Source organism: Streptomyces sp. NPDC001933 (assembly GCF_042890955.1).
Taxonomy (GTDB): Bacteria; Actinomycetota; Actinomycetes; order Streptomycetales; family Streptomycetaceae; genus Streptomyces.
The window spans coordinates 300,790-322,699 of the sequence record NZ_JBIASS010000012.1; the positions used below are offsets into that span (position 1 = coordinate 300,790).

A 21,910-nucleotide genomic window follows, 5' to 3' on the forward strand; every position below is an offset into this window, starting at 1 on the left:
GCGCAGATTTAACGGGCGTACGAATCGGTTAAAGGGTTACGTTCGAGACGAGTTGAACGGGGTCGCCGAAGGGGCCCGGCATGCGTACGGCCGGACCTTGCTCGGCAAGGTCCGGCCGTGTGCGTGAGGTTGACGGAAGGTGTTGACCCGTCAGCCGAGGAGCGAGCTCAGCTCGACGTGCTCCAGGCCGTGCGCCTCGGCCACCTCGCGGTAAACAACCTGCCCGTCATGGGTGTTGAGGCCCTTGGCGAGCGCGGCGTCGCGGCGCAGCGCCTCGACCCAGCCGCGGTTGGCGAGCTCCACGATGTACGGCAGCGTGGCGTTGGTGAGGGCGTACGTGGAGGTGTTCGGCACCGCGCCCGGCATGTTCGCGACGCAGTAGAACACCGAGTTGTGGACCTTGAAGGTCGGCTCGGCGTGCGTCGTCGGGTGCGAGTCCTCGAAGCAGCCGCCCTGGTCGATCGCAATGTCGACAAGTACACTTCCGGGCTTCATCTTGGCGACGAGCTCGTTGGTGACCAGCTTCGGCGCCTTCGCGCCGGGGATCAGCACGGCACCCACGACGAGGTCGGCCTCGATGACGGCCTTCTCCAGCTCGAAGGCGTTGGAGACGACGGTCTTCACCTTGGTGCCGAAGACCTTGTCGGCCTCACGGAGCTTGTTGATGTCCTTGTCGAGCAGCGTGACGTGGAAGCCGAGGCCGACAGCGATCTGCGTGGCGTTCCAGCCGGAGACACCGCCGCCGATGACGACGGCCTCGGCGGGCGCCGTGCCCGGGACGCCGCCCGGCAGCACGCCGCGGCCGCCGACCGAGCGCATCAGGTGGTAGGCGCCGACCTGCGGGGCCAGCCGGCCCGCGACCTCGGACATCGGGGCGAGCAGCGGGAGCGCGCGGCTCGCGGTCTCGACCGTCTCGTAGGCGATGGCCGTGGTGCCCGACTCGATCAGCGCGTCGGTGCACTCGCGGGAGGCCGCGAGGTGCAGGTAGGTGAAGAGCGTCTGGTCCTTGCGGAGGCGGTGGTACTCCTCGGCGACCGGCTCCTTGACCTTCAGCAGCAGGTCGGCGGTGGCCCAGACCTCGTCGGCGGTGGGGAGGATCTGCGCCCCGGCGGCGATGTACTCCTCGTCCGTGATGGAGGAGCCGGCCCCGGCGTTCTCCTCGACGACGACCTGGTGGCCGTGGCGGACGAGCTCGTGCACACCGGCAGGCGTGATCGCCACGCGGAACTCGTTGTTCTTGACTTCGCGGGGGATGCCGACCTTCACGTCGATCACGGTCCTTGGCTCAGAGGGTTACCCGGGCATAGCTATACATACCCGGATAGACACTACGTAAATGGAGACACCGCGAACACACGCGGCAGAGCCAGTCTAATGAAGGGTTTCGTGCTGTCTAGCCTTACAAAGCATTATTTTTCTGTCGCCGCACTACGGATTTCGCAGGCCACACCCTCCTGGCCCAGCAATCTGTCGGCCAGACCCCGGTGCAGCTTGGCCGCAGCCGGGTCGCCGAGCCTTTCGAGCGTGTCGGCCAGCCGGAGCTCCAGCGCCGCCTGGAGTCGTACGTCACCTGCCCGCCTGGCCCACTCGACGGCCTCCTGGCAGGTGTGCAGGGACTCGTGCGGCCGGCCCGCGTACTCCTGGACCCGCGCCGCCTCGCTGAGTGCCCGCGCCTGGGCCGGCACGTCGCCGAGCCTGCGGTACCCGGCCGCCGCGGCTCGCCAGTTCCGCAGCGCCTCGCCGTACCGCCCGGCATAGGTGTGGACGGCGCCGAGCCGCCCGTACAGCCGTGCCTCGTCGGCCCGCTCCCCCTGGGTGAGCCGCTGCGCCAGCGCGCGGCCGTACCAGTCGGAGGCCCGCTGGAAGTCCCCCAGCTCGGCGTAGGCGCCGCCTACGGATTCCATCGCGCGGCCGGTGGCGTACGGGTCCTTCGCGGCCCGTCCGGCATCCAGCGCGGCCCGGTAGCGGGCCAGCGCCTCCCGGGTGCGGCCGGTCCTGGCGTCGAGGTCGGCGAGGTTGAGCAGCGCCGCGGCCCGCTCGCGCGGCAGCTCGCGCCGCTCGGCCACGGCCAGCACCAGACCGTGCAGTCCGTACAGCTCGGGTGCGGCGGCCTCGGTGCCCTGGTGCACGGCCAGCGCCCGCACCAGAGCGGCCACCAACCGCCTTGCCAGGGTGTCGAGTTCACCGTCCTCGACGGCGATCCGGGCCGAGGCCAACAGGGCGGGCCGGCGGATCCGCAGCCATTCGGCGGCCGCCTCGGGGCCCGGGAAGCGCAGCGAGCGCGGGAGCCCGGCGAGCTTGCGGCGGGCCGGGGAACCCTCGGGTTCGGTGACCGCCCGGCAGGACTGGAGCAGCCGTACGGTCCGCTCCAGCATCCGGGCCCTGGCCAGCTGGAGCTCCGCCGGCCGGTCCCTGGCCTCCAGCAGCGCCCGCAGCAGCGGCGCGAGGCAGCCGGGCACCTCGTACTGCGGCTGGTCCGCCCCGTTGGTGTGCAGCAGCCCCAGGGCCACGAAGTCGTCGAGGGTCGTCTGGGCGGCCGAGACGGAGCAGCCGGCCAGCGCGGAGGCGGTGTGGGCGTCGGCGAGTCCGGCAGGGGCGAGGGCGAGCAGTCGCAGTATCCGGGCCGCGGTCGGCGGCAGCGAGTCGTGGACCAGCCGGAAGGCGCGGGCCAGCGGGCGGGAGCCGGTGGACTGCTCCGTGTCGTCCGGCAGTTCGCGCAGCTGCTTGGTGACATCGGCGACCGATGCCATGGGACGGGCGGCGAGCCAGCCGGCGACCATGACCAGGGCGGCCGGCAGCCCGCCGCACTCCTCGGTGAGGGTCTCGGCGGTCCGCGGGTCGACGGTGATCCTGACCTCTCCGATGGTGCGGGCGAGCAGCCGCACGGCGGAGCCCGCGTCCAGGCCGCCGATGGTGCAGGGGCGGACGCCCGGGATTCCGGTCAGCGGGCCCTCGGACGTGGCGACGACCAGGCAGTCCGGGTTGTCCGGCAGCAGCGGGTCGACCTGTTCCGCGTCCGCCGCGTCGTCCAGGAGCAGCAGGGCGCGGCGTCCGGCGAGCTCCTCGCGGACCATCCCGGAAAGTTCGTCCTCGTCCGCGCCGGGCGGCCCGGTCACCCCCATCCGGTCGAGCAGCTCGCGGGCGGTGCGCTCGGTGGGCACCGGTGCGCCGCCGGGTTCGGTGAGCCGGACGCGGAGCAGTCCGTCGGGGTGGTCGCCCTCGGCGAGCAGCCCGCGGGTGAGTTCCTCGGCGAGCGCGGTGCGTCCGGATCCGGGGCGTCCGGCGATCAGCAGGACCCGGGCGCGGGCGGCCTTGCGGCCGGCCAGGGTGTCCAGGCCGGCCCGTTCGATGTCGGCCCGCAGGGCCTTCAACTCGCGGGCGCGTCCGAAGAATTGGGGTGGGGCGGTGCCGGACGGCTCCTCGGTTCCCGCTGCCTCGGCCGGGCCGCTGGTGTCCACCGCCTGATCCGTCACGGGCCACGCTCCACTTCGCTGCACGCGTCGCCCGCCGGGACTCCGGTCCGGGCATTGTGAGCGTAGTTCAGGCGTGTGGACGTTCTGCCTGGAGCAGGACCGAGCACGACCCGGAGGTCCCTCGATCGGATCAGCATCTTGTCCGATCGAAGGACCTCGGTGTGCGCCACCAGGCGGCACCGCGGCCCGTCAGGTCTCAGTGCGCCGTCCGGCGGTCATGCCGCCCCGTCAGGCCTCGAAGGGGCGGGCCGGCCACGGCGCGTCGGCCGGGCGCAGCGAATCGATCCCGTCACCGGCGAGCACCGCCGCGAGCGAGAGGACGCCCACCACGAGGCAGTTGTTGTGCAGCTCCCCCGCGAGCACGCCCCGTACCAGCTCCTGGAGCGGCACCCGGGCCAGCTCCATGTCGGCCTCCTCCTCGGAGACCTCGAAGCGCTCCCCGTCGGCCTCGGAGAGGTTCCGGGCCAGGAAGATCCGTACGGCCTCGTCGCAGCCGCCCGGTGTGGTGTAGACGTCGGTCAGCACCCGCCAGTCCTCGGCCTTGACGTACGCCTCCTCGTAGAGCTCGCGCTGCGCCGCGTTCAGCGGGTTCTCGCCGGGGACGTCGAGCAGTCCGGCCGGGATCTCCCAGAGCTTGTGGCGCACCGGGTGGCGGTACTGCCGCAGCACCACGACCCGGTTGTCGTCGTCGAGCGCGAGCACGGCGACCGAGCCCGGGTGGACCTGGTAGTCGCGGCGCACGACCGTGCCGTCCGGCATCACCACTTCGTCGGTGCGGACGCTGGTCTTGTTGCCGGTGAAGGGCGTCTCGGTCGCGGTGACCTGCCACTCCTCGGGCGTGTCCTGGAAACCCATCTACGTCCTCCCACGAAAAACAGAAACCGGGGTACGCGTCCTCGAAGGACACGTACCCCGGTCAACGTTAACGCCTGTGCGGCGCCGGACTACTTGCCCGACGGCTTGCCCTTGCCGTCACCGGCCGCGGCGCCCGTCTTGCGCGCGACGGCCGCCTTCACCAGACCCGCGAAGAGCGGGTGCGGGCGGGTCGGGCGGGAGCGGAGCTCCGGGTGCGCCTGGGTGGCGACCAGGTAGGGGTGGATCTCGCGCGGGTACTCGACGTACTCGACGAGCTTGTTGTCCGGGGAGGTGCCGGAGAAGACCAGACCGGCCTTCTTCTCCAGCTCGGCCCGGTAGGCGTTGTTGACCTCGTAGCGGTGGCGGTGGCGCTCCTCCACGTACGGCTCGCCGTCGTACGCCTCGCGGACCAGCGAGCCCTCGGCGAGCTTCGCCGGGTACAGGCCGAGCCGCATGGTGCCGCCCAGGTCGCCCGCGCCCTCGACGTACGCCAGCTGCTCCTCCATCGTCGAGATGACGGGGTGCGAGGTGGCGGCGTCGAACTCGGTGGAGTTGGCGTCGGGGATCTCGGCGAGGTTGCGCGCGGCCTCGATCACGATGCACTGGAGGCCGAGGCAGAGGCCGAGCAGCGGCACCTTGTTCTCGCGGGCGTACTGGATGGCGCCGATCTTGCCGTTGACACCGCGGTCGCCGAAGCCGCCGGGGACGCAGATCGCGTCGACGTCGCCGAGCTGCTTCGCGGCACCCGCCGTGGTCTTGCAGTCGTCCGAGGCGACCCACTTGACCTTGACCCGCGCCTTGTTGGCGAAGCCGCCGGCCCGGATGGCCTCGGTGACCGAGAGGTAGGCGTCGGGCAGGTCGATGTACTTGCCGACGAGCGCCACGGTGATCTCGTGGTCGGGGTTGTGGACGCGGTCCAGCAGGTCGTCCCACGTCGTCCAGTCGACGTCGCGGAACGGCAGGTCGAGCTTGCGCACCACGTAGGCGTCCAGGCCCTCGGTGTGCAGCACCTTCGGGATGTCGTAGATCGACTTGGCGTCCACGCAGGCCACCACGGCGGCCTCGTCGACGTCGCACATCAGCGAGATCTTGCGCTTGATGGCGGTCGGTACGTCGCGGTCGGCGCGCAGCACGATGGCGTCCGGCTGGATACCGATGTTGCGCAGCGCGGCGACGGAGTGCTGGGTCGGCTTGGTCTTGAGCTCGCCGGACGGGCCGATGTAGGGCAGCAGCGAGATGTGCACGACGAAGACGTTGTCCCGGCCGACCTCGTGGCGGACCTGGCGGACGGTCTCCAGGAACGGCAGCGACTCGATGTCGCCGACCGTGCCGCCGACCTCCGTGATGACGACGTCGACGTCCTCGGTGGCCATGCGGCGGATGCGGTGCTTGATCTCGTTGGTGATGTGCGGGATGACCTGCACGGTGTCACCGAGGTACTCGCCGCGCCGCTCCTTGGCGATCACCTGCGAGTAGACCTGGCCGGTGGTGACGTTGGCGGAGCCGTCGAGGTCGACGTCGAGGAAGCGCTCGTAGTGGCCGATGTCCAGGTCGGTCTCGGCGCCGTCGTTGGTGACGAACACCTCACCGTGCTGGAACGGGTTCATCGTGCCCGGGTCGACGTTGAGGTAGGGGTCGAGCTTCTGCATGGTGACCCGAAGGCCGCGCGCCTTGAGCAGGGCACCGAGGCTGGAGGCAGTCAGACCCTTGCCGAGGGAAGAGGCGACACCCCCGGTGACGAAGATGTGCTTGGTCGTCGTGGATGTGGGCTGCATAGCCAAAGGGGGCTCCCGTGGTCGCGATCGTGAGGTGCGTACCGGCGTTTTCGTCCGGAGACTCCGGAGGCGCCGTCGCTGCGGTTCGGGGGCCTCGTCTGCGGTTGCGGACGACCACCGGTCCACGGGCTACCAGGGTATCAGCGCCGAGGGGGGCCCGCTTCCGGCCGCATCCCGACGCCCACCTCGCATGATCACCACGAGTGTCCGCGCACACACCCGTTCGGGTGAGACCGGTTGTCAAGACCGTCGCGCGGATCACCTGGGTGCGTCGTATCCTGCTCGGACACTCGCCCCGGCACTCGCCCCGGGCGAGGTGACGCGTTCGCAGGTTCCCCCACAACACCCCCTTGCGACGACCTCTTCACCCGCAGTAATGCCCTACGGGGCGACATGGCCGTTCGACTGGAGACGCACGTGGCCGGGCGCATCGAGGATTACGCACTCATCGGAGACATGCAGACCGCCGCCCTGGTCTGCCGGGACGGCACAGTGGACTGGCTGTGCCTTCCCCGCTTCGATTCGCACGCCGTCTTCGCGGGACTGCTGGGCACCGAGGAGCACGGCTTCTGGCGCCTGGGCCCGGCGCGGGCGGACGGGACGCAGCCGCCGGCCGCGGACCGCCGCCGCTACCGCGGGGACTCCCTCATCCTGGAATCGGAGTGGGACACACCGCGCGGAACGGTCAGAGTGACCGATTTCATGCCACCACGTGACGGTGCGCCGCAGGTGATCCGGATCGTGGAGGGGATCAGCGGCCGGGTGCCGATGCGCTCCGAGCTGCGCATGCGGTTCAGCTACGGCCGGGTCACCCCCTGGGTGCACAAGGTCGACGGCCGCACGGTCGCCGTCGCGGGCCCCGACTCCGTCTGGCTGGACACCCCCGCCGACACGTACGGCGAGAACCTCACGACGTACTCCGACTTCACGGTCGCGCCGGGTGACCGGATCGCGTTCACGATCAGCTGGCAGCCCTCGCACCACGAGCCGCCCGGCCTGCCGGACCCGGAGGGTTCGCTGGACGCGACCGCGGACTTCTGGCGCGAATGGGTAGAGCAGTGCACGTACCACGGGCCCTACCGCGAGGCCGTGGTCCGCTCCCTGATCACCCTCAAGGCCCTGACGTACGCGCCGACCGGCGGCATCGTCGCCGCGCCCACCACCTCCCTGCCGGAGGACATCGGCGGCTCCCGGAACTGGGACTACCGCTACACCTGGCTGCGCGACGCCGCGATCACCCTCTCCTCGCTGCTGCGCACCGGCTACCGCGAGGAGGCCCGCGCCTGGCGCGAGTGGCTGCTGCGGGCGGTCGCCGGCGACCCGGAGAACCTCCAGATCATGTACGGCATCGCGGGCGAGCGCGAGCTGGGCGAGGCCGAGCTGGACTGGCTGCCCGGTTACGAGAACTCGGCCCCGGTCCGGGTCGGCAACGGCGCGGCGGGCCAGCTCCAGCTGGACGTGTACGGCGAGGTCACCGAGGCGCTGCACCTCGCCCACATGACGGGCCTGACCCGCAACGACTACGCGACCGGGCTCCAGCTCAAGCTGATCGAGTACCTGGAGAAGCACTGGGACGAGCCGGACGAGGGCATCTGGGAGGTGCGCGGGCCGCGCCGCCACTTCGTCCACTCGAAGGTGATGGCCTGGGTCGCCGTCGACCGCACCATCAAGCTCATCGAGTCCGGGGACGCGGAAGGGCCGCTGGAGCGCCTGCACGAGCTGCGCGACGACATCCACCGCGATGTCTGCGAGCGGGGCTACGACCCGGAACGCAACACCTTCACCCAGTCCTACGGCTCGAAGGAACTGGACGCCTCGCTGCTGCTGATTCCGCAGATGGGCTTCCTGCCGCCGGACGACAAGCGCGTGATCGGCACGATCGAGGCGATCCAGCGCGAGCTGTCCACCGAGGACGGCTTCGTGCTGCGCTACCCCACCTCGGGCGAGGACGCGGGCGTCGACGGCCTGGAGGGCGACGAGGGCGCGTTCCTGGCCTGCTCGTTCTGGCTGGCGGACGATCTGGCAATGATCGGCCGGGTCGACGAGGCCCGCCGGCTCTTCGAGCGGCTGCTGTCCCTGCGCAACGATCTGGGCCTGCTCGCGGAGGAGTGGGACTCCCGGCTCCAGCGCCAGGTGGGCAACTTCCCGCAGGCCTTCAGCCATGTGCCGCTGATCGACACGGCGCTGCGCCTGACGGCGAGCGGGGCGTACGTCGGCTGAGGCCGGGTCACGGGGCGGGCGGAGATCCGTCCGCCCCGGTCACCACGGGCCGCCGCGACGGCAGCCCCCATTCGCTCCAGGACCCGTCGTACACGGCCTGTCCCCGGTACCCCGCCAGTTCGGCCCCCAGGGCCAGCACGCACGCGGTGACGCCCGATCCACAGCTGAGGACCAGCCGCTCGCGCTCCCCGGCGAGGGCCGCGAACACGGCGCGCAGCTCGTCCGCCGGACGCATCCGCCCGTCGCGCCGGAGCTCCCCGAAAGGCAGGCTGACCGCCCCCGGCATGTGTCCGGCGCGCAGTCCGGGCCTGGGTTCGGCGACGGTGCCGGTGAACCGTTCCCGGGTACGGGCGTCGAGGACCACCGCCGCGGGGTCGGCCAGGGCCGCCGCCACCTCATCGGCGCCGACGAACATTCCCGGGCGCGGCCGTGCGGTGAAGTCGCCGGGTACGGGGGCGGGCTCGGGCCCGCCGTTCTCCAGCGGCAGCCCGGCGTCGGCCCAGGCGGGCAGGCCGCCGTCGAGCACCGCGACCCGGTCGAAGCCCATCGCCCGCAGCATCCACCAGGCCCGCGCGCTGGAGTAGACGCCCGCGCCGTCGAGGACGACGACGGTGTCGGAGCCATTCACGCCGAGGGCGCGCAGCTCCTCGGTGAACCGGGCGGCGCCGGGCATCGTGTGGGGCAGCGGGCCGGAGTGGTCGGACAGCGCCCCGTCGATGTCGAAGGCCCGCGCTCCCGGGATCCGCCGCTCGCCGCCCCGGTGCGCGCCGACCGAGGCATCGAGGACCACCAGTCCCGGCCCGCCGAGCCGCCGTGCCAGCCAGTCGACCCCGACCAGCGGGCCGGGAAGCTCCGGACCGCTCGGGTGCTCCGTCGCTTCGTCGCCCACGTCTGCTCCAGGTCCGGTCCGGATGTCGGGGCCGCCCGGGATGCCGGGCCCGATCGGCCCGGACCGCGCGGCGTCCACAAGATCGCAGCGGCGCTCGTCCCGTGTCAACAGCTCTCCCGCGGCTCCCCCGACGACGCCTCGGGCGCTCCGGGCCGGTACCTTCCTGATGAGGGCGACCGCCGTCCGACCCGAGGGGAAACGCGAGGCCAGAGCCAGTGGAGACGCAAGGCGGAATCACCGTGCAGCGAGCACTCGAACTGCCGGGGCTGCGCGGCGGGCTCCCGGAGGTGGTGGCCGGCGCGGACCGGCTGAACCGTACGGTGCGCTGGGTGCACGCGGGCGAGGTCCCCAACATCGCTTCGCTGCTCAAGGGCGGTGAGCTGCTGCTCACCACCGGTCTCGGGCTCGGCACCCGCCCGGCCGAGCAGCGCGCCTTCGTCCGCAGGCTCGCCGACCGGGGCATCGCCGCCCTGGTGGTGGAGCTCGGGCCGCGCTTCAGCAGACTGCCCGCGTCGATAGTGGACGCTGCCCGCGCCGCCGGTCTGCCGCTGGTGCAGCTGCACCGCGAGGTGCCGTTCGTTACGGTGACCGAGGAGATCCACACCGAGATCGTCAACGGTCACTACGCGTTGCTGCGGCAGGCCGAGGACGTGCACCGCCGGTGCACGAAGGCGCTCCTGGGCGGCGGCGGGGTGCCCCAGGTGCTCGGCATCCTGGCGGACTTCGCGGCCAATCCGGTCTTCCTGGAGACGGCGGACGGCCAGTTGCTGTACGCGGCGGGCCCCGGATCCGGCCCGGTCTGCGCCGACCCGCTCCAGGTGTGGGACGGGATGCGCGGCGGCCGGGCGGCGCGCGAGACTCCGCCCACCGGTTCGGTGCTGGTGGATGTGCCGGGCGGCGGTCCGGGCGCCGGTTCGGTACGGGCCAGGCTGGTGCTGCTCGCCGTGTCCGGGCCGCTGGTGACCGTGCACCGGATGGCGGCGGAGCGGGCGGCGGGCATCCTCGCCGTCGTGCTGATGCAGGCCCGCCAGGAGGAGGAGCTCGCGGCCCGCGGCCGGGGCGACTTCCTGACCGACCTCGCCGAGGGCCGGATCACGCCGGAGGACGCGCCCGCGCAGGCCCGCGTACTGGGCTTCAAACCGGCCGAGATGCCGCTGCTGCCGGTGGTGATGCGGCTGGCCCCCGAGCTGTCGGTGTCCGGGAACTGGGCGTTGCTGGCGCGGGCGGTGCTGGAGGAGCTGTCGTCGGTGGGGGTACCGGTGCTGCTGGGCGTACGGCCCGTGGAGGGCCGGGTTCCGGTGCTGCTGGGGCTGCGGTCCGAGACGGAGCGCACGGCGGTCGCGGACCGGGTCGCGGCGGCGCTGCGGGCCGGTGTGGAGCGGGCCGGGCTGGAGCGGGCCGGTTCGCACCCGCCGGTCGTGGTGGTCGGTGTGGCGGGCGGCTGGGCGACGGCCGGCGCGGGGCTGCGGCACGCCGCCGAGACGGCGACGGCCGCGCACGGCCTCAGCGACCGGCCCTGGTACGACGCCCGGCGCCTCGACATCGACCTGCTGCTGTGGCGGTTGCGGGACCACCCGGATCTGGCGGCCTTCGTGGACCGGGCGATCGGCCCGCTGCGCGATCACGACCGCACCTCGCGCCCGGCGCTGCTGCCGACGCTGGAGACGTATCTGGCCCACGCCGGCCGCAAGGCGGAGACCGCACGCGAGCTGCATCTGAACCGTCAGACGCTGTACAACCGGCTGGCCCGCATCGGCGAGCTGCTCGGCACCGACCTGGACGACCCGCAGGCGGTACTGGCGCTGAGCCTGGCTCTCCGGGCCCGCCGCCACACCGCGTAGCCGGGCCGGACGGCCGGCTCACCGCGCCCGTGCCGCCAGTGGCTGGGTCAACTCGTCGTACACGCTGAGCACCTGGGCGATCGTGTCGTCCTCGGTCGGCCAACTCGCCGCCTGGGCAAGCCCGTCGGCCACCATCTCGGCGCGCCGCCGGGGATCCCCGAGCAGCCGGGCCACCACCCGCGCGAGCGCCTCCGTGTTCCCGTACGGCACGAGTTCCGCCGCGTCCCCCACGAGTTCGGGTACGCCGCCGACCGCGGTGGCGACCAGCGGGACGCCGAGCCGCAGCGCCTCCTGCGCCGACACCGAACGCGCCTCCCAACTGCTGCACAGCACCGCCAGATCCGCCGCGGCGAGCAGTTCGATCCGGTCGTCCCGGCTGCCGATGAGCCGGACGGGCAGCTCCTCGTTCCTGATCCGGCGCTGGAGGGCGGACCGTTCGCGCCCCTCGCCCACGATGACCAGGAGCGGCGCGGGGTCGAGCTCGCGCCACAGCCGTGCGGCGTCGAGCAGCGCACCGTACCCGTGATGCGGTACGAGACTTCCGCAGGCGATGATCAAGGGCCGTTCCACCGCCCCGAGTTCGGCCCGCGCCTTGCCCGCGTGGGCGGTGCCGGGCAGCCGGGGGACGGGGGCGGAGACGGGGGCGAGCCGCGCGTCGCGCGCGCCCCGGCGGCGGGCCCGGTCGACCAGGTCGGAAGTCGTGCCGAGCACAACTGCCGCCGCTCGGGCGGCCCTTCGCTCCATCAGCCGGACCAGCCGGCTGCGGGCCCCTTCGACGTGGGCGCGGGCATGCCAGGTGACGACCAGCGGGACGCGCCGGCCACCGAGCGCGAGAGCGGCGCGCACGGCGGCGTGCGGCCCGTGCGCGTGGACGACGTCCGCCGTCAGGCAGGCGGCGCGCAGGGCGGCCACGGAGGCGGGGTCACTGCGCCGGGGCACGGGGGCGAAACCGGCGCCCGTGCCGGAGTAGTCGTAGGCGTGGTCCAGTTCGGCCGGGGCGCAGACGGTGACGTGCACACCCCTCGCCACGAGTCCCGCGGCCAGCGAGCTGACGTGGGCACTGCTGCCCGCGCTGCCGCCGCCCAGGACTTGGACCGTACGCAGCTGTGACACGTTGAATTGGCTCCCGGGGCTCCCGAAGGGCTGTGCTGGCACCGCCAAGGATGCCAGTCCGTACGCGCGTTCCTGCACGTTCGGGCCGTCGTTGCGGCCCGCATCGCAACAACCGGACTCGGCCTACCACTCGCACGGGTGAGAAACTGGCGCACGGTTGACTCACCCACTCCCGCGGCTTCCTCCGTCAGCGATCCGCCGCCACCCGGACGAGTCGGCTGATCCGGTCCCCGTACGCCGCTGCCACGACCAGCCCCGCGGCATGCGCGGCGAGTCCGGCCCGGCCGCGGCCCGCGACGATCGCGACCCCGAGGGCGGCCCCCAGGGCATGGACCCCGGTGTCCCCCAGCATGGTCCGCTCCCCCAGGTCGTCGGCGACGAGCGCGGCCACGGCGCCCATCGGCGCGGCGGCGAGCCCGCCCTGCGGCAGGCCGGGGGCCCCGAGGGCGAGCACGGTGGCGGCGGCCGCCGCGGGCCGCACGTCGACCAGGTTGACGAGATGGGCGGTTCCGGCGATCACGACCCCGGCGAGCACCCGGTCGACGGGCCGCTCCTTGAGCAGCGCACCGGCCGCGAGCCCGGCGGCACCGATCCCGAAGAGCTTCACCGCGCCGGAGGTCACCTCGCCTTTCCGCAACGCACCCAGGTGGGCGCGGAACCCGCGGCGCGGATCGTCCGCCCCGACGAGGTCGTCGTACGCACCGCAGCCACCGGCCGCCAGCACGGCGAGCACGGCGGCGCACCGGGTACGGGCCGGCAGCGGGAGGACTGCCGCTCCGGCCGCGGTGCCGAGGGCGGCGGCCGGACCCGCGTACAGATCCGCGGTGCGGCCCGCGTAGTTGGTGCGCTGCAGGAGCGGGCGCGGCCGGGCCCGCAGCGCCCGGTACACACCCCCCGCGACGACGACGGCGACTGCACCGGACTTCGCGGCCCTGCTGAACGCTGCTCCCATGCGCGCCACCCTACGCAGCGGCGCCCGGGGACAGCTCCGGGCCCACCCCTACCCGTCGGCCCGCGCCGCGGCCAGCAGCTCCTCCGCGTGGGCCCGTGCCGTCTGGGAGTCCTCCTGGCCCGCGAGCATCCGGGACAGCTCCCGTACCCGGTCCTCGCCCTCCAGGACCGTGACCCCACTGCTGGTCACCGACCCGTCGACGGTCTTCTCGACCAGCAGCTGCCGGTCCGCGAAGGCCGCCACCTGCGGCAGGTGCGTGACGACGACGACCTGGGCGGACCTGGCGAGCTTGGCGAGCCGCCGCCCCACCTCGACCGCGGCCTTGCCGCCGACGCCCGCGTCGACCTCGTCGAAGAGGTACGTGGGTACGGGGTCGGCGCCCGCGAAGACCACCTCCACGGCGAGCATCACCCGGGACAGCTCACCGCCCGAGGCCCCCTTGGCGATCGGCCGGGGCTGGGCACCGGGGTGCGGGGCCAGCAGCAGCTCGACCTCGTCGGCGCCGGACGGCCCGTAGACCACGCTCCGCCCGTCGATCTCGATGCCGGACGACTCGTCGGCCGCCTCGGTCTGCCGGATGTCGAAGGAGACCCGGGCGTGCGGCATGGCCAGCGAGGCCAGCTCCGCGGTCACCGCCTCGGCGAAGAGCGCGGCGGCCCGGTTGCGCGCGTCGGTCAACGCCTGGCCGAGGCCGGAGAGTTCGTCCCGCAGCGCGTCGCGTTCGGCGGTCAGCTCGCCGATCCGGTCGTCGTCGCCCTCCAACTCGGTGAGCCGGGCGGCGCCCTCCTGGGCCCAGGCGAGCACGGCGCCGATGTCCTCGCCGTACTTCCGGGTGAGCGCGGTGAGCGCGGCGCGGCGCTCCTCCACGGCGGCGAGCCGCAGCGGATCGGCGTCCAACTGATCGGCGTACCCGGCCAGTTCGCCCGCCACGTCGGAGAGCAGGATCGAGATCTCGCCGATCCGGTCGGCAAGCGCCGCCAGCGCCGGATCGTGGGCGCGCACGGCGTCCAGGGACCGTCCGGCGGCGGCGACCACGGTCGTGGCGTCGACGCCCTCCGGGTCCTCCGGATTGCCCGCGAGCGCGGTGTGCGCGAGAGCCGCGGCGGAGGAGAGCGCTTCGGCATGGCCGAGCCGTTCGGCCTCGGAGGCGAGGTCCACGTCCTCGCCGGCCAGCGGTTCGACCGCGGCGATCTCGCCCAGCCCGAAGCGCAGCAGATCGGCTTCCTGGGCGCGTTCCCGGGCCCGCGTGGTCAGCTCGTCGAGCTCCGTGACGACGGCCCGCAGCCGCCGGTACGCCGCCGCGTACTTCGCGTGCGGCCCGGCGACCCCGTCGCCCGCGTACCGGTCGAGCGCCTGCCGCTGCCGGGCGGGCTTGAGCAGCCCCTGCTGGTCGGTCTGGCCGTGCACGGCGACGAGTTCGTCGGCGAGTTCGGCGAGCACCCCGACCGGCACCGACCGGCCGCCCAGATGCGCCCGGGAACGCCCCTCGGCGGAGACGGTACGGCTGATCAGCAGCGCGCCGTCCTCGATCTCGGCCCCGGCCTCCTCGGCCCTCAGGGCGACGGTGTCGCCGTCGGACACCGTGATCCGCCCCTCGACGACGGCGGCCTTGGCCCCGATCCGTACCAGGGCGGGGTCGGCGCGCCCGCCGAGCAGCAGCCCGAGGCTGGTGACGACCATGGTCTTGCCCGCGCCGGTCTCACCCGTCACCGCGGTGAAACCGGGTGACAGCTCCACCACCGCGTCGTCGATGACTCCGAGCGACCGTATCCGCATCTCCTCCAACACGGACACGACCTTACGAGGTCCGGGCGCCGATGTGCGACGGACCCCGCCTCCCGGACCTCACTCTCCCGTGTGCTCACGGTCCATTCGCCACACCTCCGGGGGAATGTCCGACGGTCAGTGCGGTGCGCCCCGCCACCCCGAGACCGGCAGGGCGAACTTCGCGACCAGCCGGTCGGTGAACGAGGCGTGGTGCAGCCGCGCCAGCCGTACGGGCACCGCGCCGCGCCGCACCTCGACCCGTGCGCCCGCGGGCAGTTCGACGGTCCTGCGGCCGTCGCACCACAGCACTCCGTGCGGGGTGTGCTGCTGGACCTCGACGGCGAGCACGGAGGTCGGGGAGGTCACCAGCGGCTTGGCGAACAGCGCGTGGGCGCTGATCGGCACCATCAGCAGTGCCTCGACCTCGGGCCAGACGACGGGACCGCCCGCCGAGAAGGCGTAGGCGGTCGATCCGGTCGGGGTCGCGCAGACGATGCCGTCGCAGCCGAACCCGGTCACGGGGCGGCCGTCGATCTCCAGGACGACCTCCAGCATCCGCTCGGGCGACACCTTCTGCACGGCCGCTTCGTTCAGCGCCCAGTCGGTGTGGACGATGTCGCCGTTGCTGTGCACCAGGACGTCGAGGGTCATGCGTTCCTCGACCTGGTAGGCGCGGGTGACGACCCGGTCGACGACCTTGTCCAGGTCGTCCCGCTCGGCCTCGGCGAGGAAGCCGACCCGGCCGAGGTTGACGCCGAGCATCGGCACCCCGGACGCACGGGAGAACTCCGCGCCGCGCAGCAGCGTCCCGTCCCCGCCCAGCACGATCAGCAGTTCACAGCCGTCCACGGCCTTGGGCGTGGTGTCCGTGACCGTCTCGACGGAGGGCGGCAGCGGCAGATCGGCCGCTTCGGTGGCCAGTACCCGTACGCCCAGGCCGCTGCGCAGCAGCCCCTGTACGACCAGTTCGGCACTGCGGATCGCGGCCGGGCGGCCGGTGTGTGCCAGAAGAAAGACAGTTCGTGCCGCATTCGTCGTCAACGAGGCCCCTCCGCCACTGCACGGTCGACATCTGCGGGATCCAGTTCAGGTGCTCCTGCCCGCAGCCAGAGAAAGTACTCGACGTTTCCCGAGGGCCCCGGCAGCGGGCTCGCCGTCACCCCCCGCACCCCGAGCCCCAGCGCCCAGGCCCGGCGTGCCACTTCCCGTACCGCTTCGGCCCGCAGCTCGGGGCTGCGCACCACGCCGCCGCTGCCCAGCCGTTCCTTGCCGACCTCGAACTGCGGCTTGACCATGAGGACCAGGTCCGCGTCGGGGGCGGCGCAGCGCGCCAGGGCGGGCAGGACGAGGCCCAGCGGGATGAACGACAGATCGCCGACCACCAGGTCCACCGGCAGGCCGTCGATCGCCTCCAGCGTCAGTTCCCGTACGTTGGTGCGGTCCTTGACGGTGACGCGTTCGTCGGACTGGAGCAACCAGGCGAGCTGCCCGTAGCCGACGTCGACGGCGACGACATGGCCGGCGCCGGCCCTCAGCAGCACGTCGGTGAAGCCACCGGTGGACGCCCCGGCGTCCAGCGCCCGCCGCCCCTCGACCTTCAGTCCGAGGGGGACGAAGGCTGCGAGGGCGCCCGCGAGCTTGTGCCCGCCGCGCGAGACGTACTCGGGGTCGCTGTCGTCCTTGATCACGACGACGGCGGCGCTGGTCTCGACCTGGGTGGCGGGTTTGGTCGCGGTGTTCCCGCCGACGGTCACCCGCCCTGCGGCGATCAGCTGACTCGCATGCTCGCGCGAGCGGGCGAGCTTACGGCGTACCAGCTCGGCGTCGAGGCGGCGACGTGCCACTCCTGCCACGTTCGGTTCAGCTCCTGTTGTCGTACGAGGGCATCGGTGCGGGTACCGGTGCGGGTGCGGGCCCTGCGTCCAGCGCGGTCAGCGTTTCGCGCAGCCCACCGTGTACATCCTCGTACACCTCGATGTGTCCGTCCGCCGGGAGGTGGTCCGCATCGGCGAGACGCGCCAGCTCCGCGTCGACCGCGGCGTCGCCGGTGGGGGTGCGCACGACGCCGAGGGGCGCGGGCGCGGCGGGGTCGAGCGGGGCCCCGGCGGCCGGATCCTCCGCCTCGTTCCCGGGCGGTGTTCCGGCTTCCGTCCCCGGTTCCGGCATCGAGTCGCTCATGCGGGAAACGCTACCGCGAAGGGCTGCGGTACCGTCGGTCACGATGGCGACCATGGCGGAGTGCCGCAGCGCACTCGACAGACTTTCCGACAACCTCGCGGGGGCCGACGGCGACGTGCGCGGCGCGGCCGCCCTCGACCGCTCGCTGAGCTGCCACATCAAGGACCTCGACATCACCTTCACCGGCCGGCTGGCCGATGGCCGGATCCATGTCCTGGACACACTCGACGGCGGGCCCCGCGAGAAGGCCGAGATCCGGCTCGCCATGACCGGCGACGACCTGGTGGCCATGGTGGACGGCGAGCTGAACTTCGCCAAGGCGTGGGGGTCGGGCCGGGTCCGCCTGGAGGCCGGCTTCCGCGACCTGCTGAGACTGAGATCGCTCCTGTAGCCGGGCGGGGCTTCCCTTCGACCGGCCGGACCGGACGGGCCGTTCCGGCCCTGCCCGTCAGCCCGCGGCCGACGCCCCGGCGGGCTCCCCGGCCGTCGTCTCGCGCCGCACACCGGCCGCGTCGCCGCGCGGCTTGCGCGCGGCCGGTACCACCAGCGGGGTCCCGGTCTCCGGGTCGTCGATGACCTGGCAGCGCAGCCCGAAGACCCGCTCCACCAGTTCAGCGGTGACGACCTCGCCCGGTGCCCCCGCCGCGATCACCTCGCCGTCCCGCATCGCGATGAGGTGGGTGGCGTACCGCGCGGCGTGATTCAGGTCGTGCAGGACGGCCACCAGGGTGCGCCCCTGCGCCTCGTGCAGCTCCGCACAGAGGTCGAGGACATCGATCTGGTGCTGGATGTCGAGGTAAGTCGTCGGCTCGTCGAGCAGCAGCAGCGGCGTCTGCTGCGCGAGCGCCATCGCGATCCAGACACGCTGCCGCTGCCCGCCGGACAATTCGTCGACATAGCGATCGGCGAGCGCATCGACCCCGGTCGCCGCCATCGATTCCTCGACAATGCGTTCGTCGTCCGGCGACCACTGGCGCAGCAGTCCCTGGTGCGGATACCGGCCACGCCCGACGAGGTCGGCGACGGTGATGCCGTCCGGCGCGATGGAGGACTGCGGCAGCAGCCCCAGCGTCCTGGCGACCTTCTTCGCCGGCATCCCGTGGATCGCCTGCCCGTCCAGGAGCACCCGGCCGCTGTCCGGCTTCAGCATCCGCGAGAGCGCGCGCAACAGGGTCGACTTGCCACAGGCGTTGGGGCCGACGATCACCGTGAACGAGTTGTCGGGAATCTCGACCGAGAGGTTCTCCGTGATGACCCGCCGGTCGTAGCCGAGGGTCACCGAGTCCGCGGTGAGGCGCTGCATGGTCGTACTCCCGGAGTCGCAGGTGATCGGGTGCGGACGACGACACACCGAGCAGAGAGAAGTTAGGTTAGCCTACCCTCCCCTGCGTCGATGTGGCCGGGCACTTCCCCGCTACAGCCCCAGCCTGGCGACCGCCTTGCCCGCGTCCAGTCCGCACGGACCGCCCCCGGCGTACGACCAGGCCGCCCCGCAGAGCGCCCGCAGCCCGTCGAGCACGTCCCCCTCCCCCGCCAGCACCAGTTCGTCCCCGCGCACCGACGCCGTCCACTGCCCGCACACGAAGCCCTCGCCGCTCTCCGCCACCTCGGGCTGCCCGGTCAGCAGCCCCCGCAGATCCGCGTCCACATATGTCGGCCGGTGCTCCGGCGGGGCGGCGACCAGCTGCGCCGCGTCCGTCACCCCGGTGAGCACCAGCAGGGAGTCCACCCCGCCGTTGAACGCCCCCTCAATGTCCGTGTCCAGCCGGTCGCCTACGACCAGCGGTCGCTCGGCCCCGGTCCGCAGCACCGTCTCCCGGTGCATCGGCGGCAGCGGTTTCCCGGCGACCTGCGGCTCGGCCCCGGTGGCGATCCGTACGACCTCCACCGCCGCGCCGTTACCCGGTGCGATCCCCCGGGCACTCGGGATCGTCAGATCCGTGTTGGACGCGAACCACGGCACCCCGCGCGCGATCGCGTACGCGGCCTCGGCGAACCGCCCCCAGGCCATGTCGGGGCCGCCGTACCCCTGTGCCACCGCGACCGGCTCGTCGTCCGCCGACTCCACCGGCACCAGACCGCGCTCCCGGAGCGCGACCCGAAGCCCCTCACCGCCCACCACGAGCACCCGCGCCCCGGCGGGCAGCTGATCGGCCATCAGCCGGGCCACCGCCTGCGCCGAGGTGATCACATCGGCGGGCTCCGCGGGTACACCGAGTTCGGTCAGGTGCGCGGCCACCGCGGCCGGCGTCCGCAGGGCGTTGTTGGTCACGTACGCCAGGTGCATCCCGCCGTCCCGTGCCGCCCCCAGCGAGTCGACGGCGTGGACGATCGCGTGACCGCCCGCGTACACCACCCCGTCGAGATCCAGCAGCGCCGTGTCGTACGCCTCGTTCAACGCGGTGCTGCTGCCGCTGGGCCCGGTCCTGCTCGCCTGACTCATTCTTTGCGCTCCTCGTCCCATGCTTTCTGTTCAGATCATCGCGCATGCCGTCCGCCCACATACGATGCAGAAATGAACACATCAGGTCCGGCCGTCCAGGGACTGCGTCTGATTCCGTTCCGTGGACTGCGGTACGTCCCCGAGCGGGTCGGCAGTCTCGCCGCGGTGACCTCACCGCCGTACGACGTCGTCGTGCGCCCCGACGGTCTGCATCACCTGGAGTCTGCGGATCCGCACAACATCGTCCGGCTGATACTGCCGCAGGCGGACACGGCCGCGGCCCGTCACCAGCAGGCGGCGCAGACCCTCAAACGCTGGCTGGCCGAGGGCGTCCTCGCGCCGGACAGCGAGCCCGCGCTGTACGTCTACGAGCAGCGCAACGCCGAGATCCTGCAACGCGGCGTCGTCGGGGCGCTGGCGCTGTCCGCCCCCGCCGACGGCATCGTCCTGCCGCACGAGGACGTGATGGCCCATGTCGTCGAGGACCGGGCCGACCTGATGCGCACCACAGCCGCCCACCTCGAACCGCTGCTGCTCACCTACCGCAGCGACAACGACGGCCCCGGAGCGACCGCCGTCATCGAGCGGACCACTGACCGCCCGCCGCTCCTCGCCACCACCACCGAGGACGGCTATCGCCACCGGCTCTGGGCGGTCACCGACCCGGTCGACCGCGCCGAGATCGAGACCGACCTGGCCCGCCACCAGGCCCTGATCGCCGACGGCCACCACCGCTGGGCCACCTATCTCCGCCTCCAGCAGGAGCACACCGCACCGGGCCCCTGGGACTTCGGCCTGGTCCTGCTCGTCGACACGGCCCGCTACCCGCTCCGGGTCCGCGCCATACACCGGCTGCTGCACCGCCTCCCGGTCGCCGACGCACTCGCCGCGCTGGACGACCTCTTCCGCGTCCGCGACCTGGACGAACCGCTCCCCCGGGCCCTGGACGCACTCGCCGAGGCGGCCGCCGAAGGCAACGCTTTCCTGCTCGCCGGCGACGGCGGCTTCCACCTCATCGACCGCCCCGACCCCGGCCTGCTGTCCCGCACGATTCCCACCGGCCGCCCGGCCGCCTGGCAGACCCTCGACGCGACGGTCCTGCACTCGGCCCTGCTCGACCACGTCTGGCAGATCCCCGACGCCCCGGAACACATCGCGTACATCCACGACACCGCGGCCGCCGTCGAGCAGGCCGAGCGTCACGACGGGACGGCGGTCCTGATGCATCCGGTACGCGAGGAAGTAGTCCGGGACCTCGCCCGACAGGGCGTCACCATGCCCCGCAAGTCGACCTCCTTCGGCCCCAAGCCGGCCACCGGCCTGGTCCTGCGCAGCCTCGACCTGGGCTGACCCGACAGCAACAAAAAGGGCGGCACCCCTCCCGGGGTGCCGCCCTCTCTCATGCCTTACGCCTCGGACGTACGGTCCTCGTCCTCGCTGCCCTTCGCAGTGGCAGCCTCCGACTCGGAAGCCGCGTCGGCCTCGTCCTCGCCCTCGTCCTCATCCTCGTCGAGCGCATCGACGAACTCGACGCCGTCCATCTCGGCGAGCCGGTCGGACGCATCGGTGGAGCCGTCCTTGTCGGCCTCCAGCGCCTTCCCGAACCACTCGCGCGCCTCGTCCTCGCGCCCGGCCGCCAGCAGCGCGTCGGCGTACGCGTAGCGCAGCCGAGCCGTCCACGGGTGCACGGCGTTCGACGCGAGCTCGGAGCTCTGCAGCGTGACGATGGCCGCGTCGAGCTGCCCCATGTCCCGGCGCGCCCCGGCGGCGACCAGCCGCATCTCGACCTGTCCGGCCTTGTCGAGCTTCTGCACCTCGGGCTCGCCGGCCATGGCCATCGCCCGCTCGGGCCGCCCGAGTCCACGCTCGCAGTCGGCCATGACGGGCCACAGCTCCACGGACCCGGTCATCCGCTTGGCAGCCCGGAACTCCGCCAGCGCCTCCGAGTACTTCTGTGTGGCGTACGCGGCGAACCCGGCCGCCTCACGCACCGCGGCCACCCGCGAGGCCAGCCGAAGCGCGATCCGCGAATACGCGTACGCCTGCTCCGGGTCCTCGTCGATCAGCCGGGCCACCATGACCAGGTTGCGCGAGACATCCTCGGCCAGGGTCTTCGGCAGGCTCATCAACTCCTGCCGCACGTCCTTGTCGATCTCGTCACCGGTGACGTCCTCGGGAATCGGAAGCCGCTTGATCGGCTCACGGTCCCGGTCGTCCCGCCGCTCGTACCCGCCACGGTCGTCGCGCCCGCGGTAGCCACCCCGGCCCCCACGGTCGTCCCGCTGCCCGCGGTATCCCCCACCACGGTTGTCGTCGCGCCGGAAGCCGCCACCGCGGTTGTCGTCGCGGCGGAAGCCGCCACCGCGGCTGTCGTCGTCGCGGCGGGGGCCGCGCGGCCGGTCAT

General features: G+C 72.8%; 18 protein-coding genes. 4 read left to right on the forward strand and 14 right to left on the reverse strand.

All coding sequences use genetic code 11. The features are described from left to right. Positions 1–150: 150 nt before the first annotated feature. The 4 genes from ald to ACFYY7_RS28125 all read right to left on the reverse strand — a co-directional run bounded on the left by ald (position 151) and on the right by ACFYY7_RS28125 (position 6,103). On the reverse strand, positions 151–1,266 hold the full coding sequence (gene ald, locus ACFYY7_RS28110; RefSeq protein WP_351252637.1) for an alanine dehydrogenase: 1,116 nt from the start codon (positions 1,264–1,266) through the stop codon (positions 151–153). A 143-nt stretch (positions 1,267–1,409) separates the two neighbouring features. Next, complete coding sequence (locus ACFYY7_RS28115) at positions 1,410–3,473, reverse strand: tetratricopeptide repeat protein (protein WP_388665589.1); 2,064 nt, start codon at positions 3,471–3,473, stop codon at positions 1,410–1,412. Positions 3,474–3,701: 228 nt separating this feature from the next. After that, positions 3,702–4,328, reverse strand: coding sequence for an NUDIX hydrolase (locus ACFYY7_RS28120; protein WP_266736281.1), 627 nt, complete (start codon positions 4,326–4,328; stop codon positions 3,702–3,704). Positions 4,329–4,417: 89 nt separating this feature from the next. Further along, complete coding sequence (locus tag ACFYY7_RS28125; RefSeq protein ID WP_356080754.1) at positions 4,418–6,103, reverse strand: CTP synthase; 1,686 nt, start codon at positions 6,101–6,103, stop codon at positions 4,418–4,420. 393 nt (positions 6,104–6,496) lie between these two features. Here ACFYY7_RS28125 and ACFYY7_RS28130 point away from each other — a divergent pair, with 393 nt between their 5' ends. Beyond that, the gene (locus tag ACFYY7_RS28130) at positions 6,497–8,323 is read left to right on the forward strand and encodes a glycoside hydrolase family 15 protein (protein WP_388665592.1); all 1,827 of its coding nucleotides are present in this window, start codon (positions 6,497–6,499) and stop codon (positions 8,321–8,323) included. Positions 8,324–8,330: 7 nt separating this feature from the next. Here the strand turns inward: ACFYY7_RS28130 and ACFYY7_RS28135 are convergent, their stop codons facing one another. Beyond that, positions 8,331–9,212: a sulfurtransferase gene (locus ACFYY7_RS28135; protein ID WP_388665637.1), complete on the reverse strand. Its 882-nt coding sequence runs from the start codon at positions 9,210–9,212 to the stop codon at positions 8,331–8,333. A gap of 215 nt (positions 9,213–9,427) precedes the next feature. On the opposite strand from ACFYY7_RS28135, the gene ACFYY7_RS28140 reads away from it, so the two are divergent. Further along, positions 9,428–11,053, forward strand: a complete 1,626-nt coding sequence (locus ACFYY7_RS28140) for a PucR family transcriptional regulator (RefSeq protein WP_383714573.1) — start codon at positions 9,428–9,430, stop codon at positions 11,051–11,053. 18 nt (positions 11,054–11,071) lie between these two features. Here ACFYY7_RS28140 and ACFYY7_RS28145 read toward each other — a convergent pair whose 3' ends face one another. The 6 genes from ACFYY7_RS28145 to ACFYY7_RS28170 all read right to left on the reverse strand — a co-directional run bounded on the left by ACFYY7_RS28145 (position 11,072) and on the right by ACFYY7_RS28170 (position 17,063). Beyond that, positions 11,072–12,166 (reverse strand): glycosyltransferase family 4 protein, encoded by a 1,095-nt coding sequence (locus tag ACFYY7_RS28145; RefSeq protein ID WP_388665594.1) that lies wholly within the window; start codon positions 12,164–12,166, stop codon positions 11,072–11,074. Between the two features lie 187 nt (positions 12,167–12,353). After that, positions 12,354–13,118 (reverse strand): hypothetical protein, encoded by a 765-nt coding sequence (locus tag ACFYY7_RS28150; protein ID WP_388665596.1) that lies wholly within the window; start codon positions 13,116–13,118, stop codon positions 12,354–12,356. 48 nt (positions 13,119–13,166) lie between these two features. After that, positions 13,167–14,912, reverse strand: coding sequence for a DNA repair protein RecN (gene recN, locus ACFYY7_RS28155; protein ID WP_388665598.1), 1,746 nt, complete (start codon positions 14,910–14,912; stop codon positions 13,167–13,169). A gap of 108 nt (positions 14,913–15,020) precedes the next feature. Beyond that, positions 15,021–15,926, reverse strand: a complete 906-nt coding sequence (locus ACFYY7_RS28160; protein WP_072484231.1) for an NAD kinase — start codon at positions 15,924–15,926, stop codon at positions 15,021–15,023. Further along, a complete protein-coding gene (locus ACFYY7_RS28165) occupies positions 15,923–16,738 on the reverse strand; it encodes a TlyA family RNA methyltransferase (protein ID WP_388665600.1) in 816 nt (271 codons plus the stop codon). Before ACFYY7_RS28165 ends, ACFYY7_RS28160 begins: the two co-directional genes overlap by 4 nt. Before the next feature lie 7 nt (positions 16,739–16,745). Then, a complete protein-coding gene (locus tag ACFYY7_RS28170; protein WP_388665602.1) occupies positions 16,746–17,063 on the reverse strand; it encodes a hypothetical protein in 318 nt (105 codons plus the stop codon). A gap of 43 nt (positions 17,064–17,106) precedes the next feature. On the opposite strand from ACFYY7_RS28170, the gene ACFYY7_RS28175 reads away from it, so the two are divergent. Further along, complete coding sequence (locus tag ACFYY7_RS28175) at positions 17,107–17,454, forward strand: SCP2 sterol-binding domain-containing protein (protein WP_388665604.1); 348 nt, start codon at positions 17,107–17,109, stop codon at positions 17,452–17,454. 57 nt (positions 17,455–17,511) lie between these two features. On the opposite strand, the gene ACFYY7_RS28180 is transcribed toward ACFYY7_RS28175, so the two are convergent. Both ACFYY7_RS28180 and ACFYY7_RS28185 read right to left on the reverse strand, forming a co-directional pair. Next, a complete protein-coding gene (locus tag ACFYY7_RS28180; protein WP_388665606.1) occupies positions 17,512–18,366 on the reverse strand; it encodes an ABC transporter ATP-binding protein in 855 nt (284 codons plus the stop codon). A gap of 111 nt (positions 18,367–18,477) precedes the next feature. Next, positions 18,478–19,506 (reverse strand): HAD hydrolase-like protein, encoded by a 1,029-nt coding sequence (locus ACFYY7_RS28185; protein ID WP_388665608.1) that lies wholly within the window; start codon positions 19,504–19,506, stop codon positions 18,478–18,480. 72 nt (positions 19,507–19,578) lie between these two features. On the opposite strand from ACFYY7_RS28185, the gene ACFYY7_RS28190 reads away from it, so the two are divergent. Further along, positions 19,579–20,856 (forward strand): DUF1015 family protein, encoded by a 1,278-nt coding sequence (locus ACFYY7_RS28190; RefSeq protein ID WP_388665609.1) that lies wholly within the window; start codon positions 19,579–19,581, stop codon positions 20,854–20,856. Positions 20,857–20,912: 56 nt separating this feature from the next. Here the strand turns inward: ACFYY7_RS28190 and ACFYY7_RS28195 are convergent, their stop codons facing one another. Then, positions 20,913–21,632, reverse strand: coding sequence for a tetratricopeptide repeat protein (locus ACFYY7_RS28195; protein ID WP_388665639.1), 720 nt, complete (start codon positions 21,630–21,632; stop codon positions 20,913–20,915). Between the last annotated feature and the right edge of the window lie 278 nt (positions 21,633–21,910).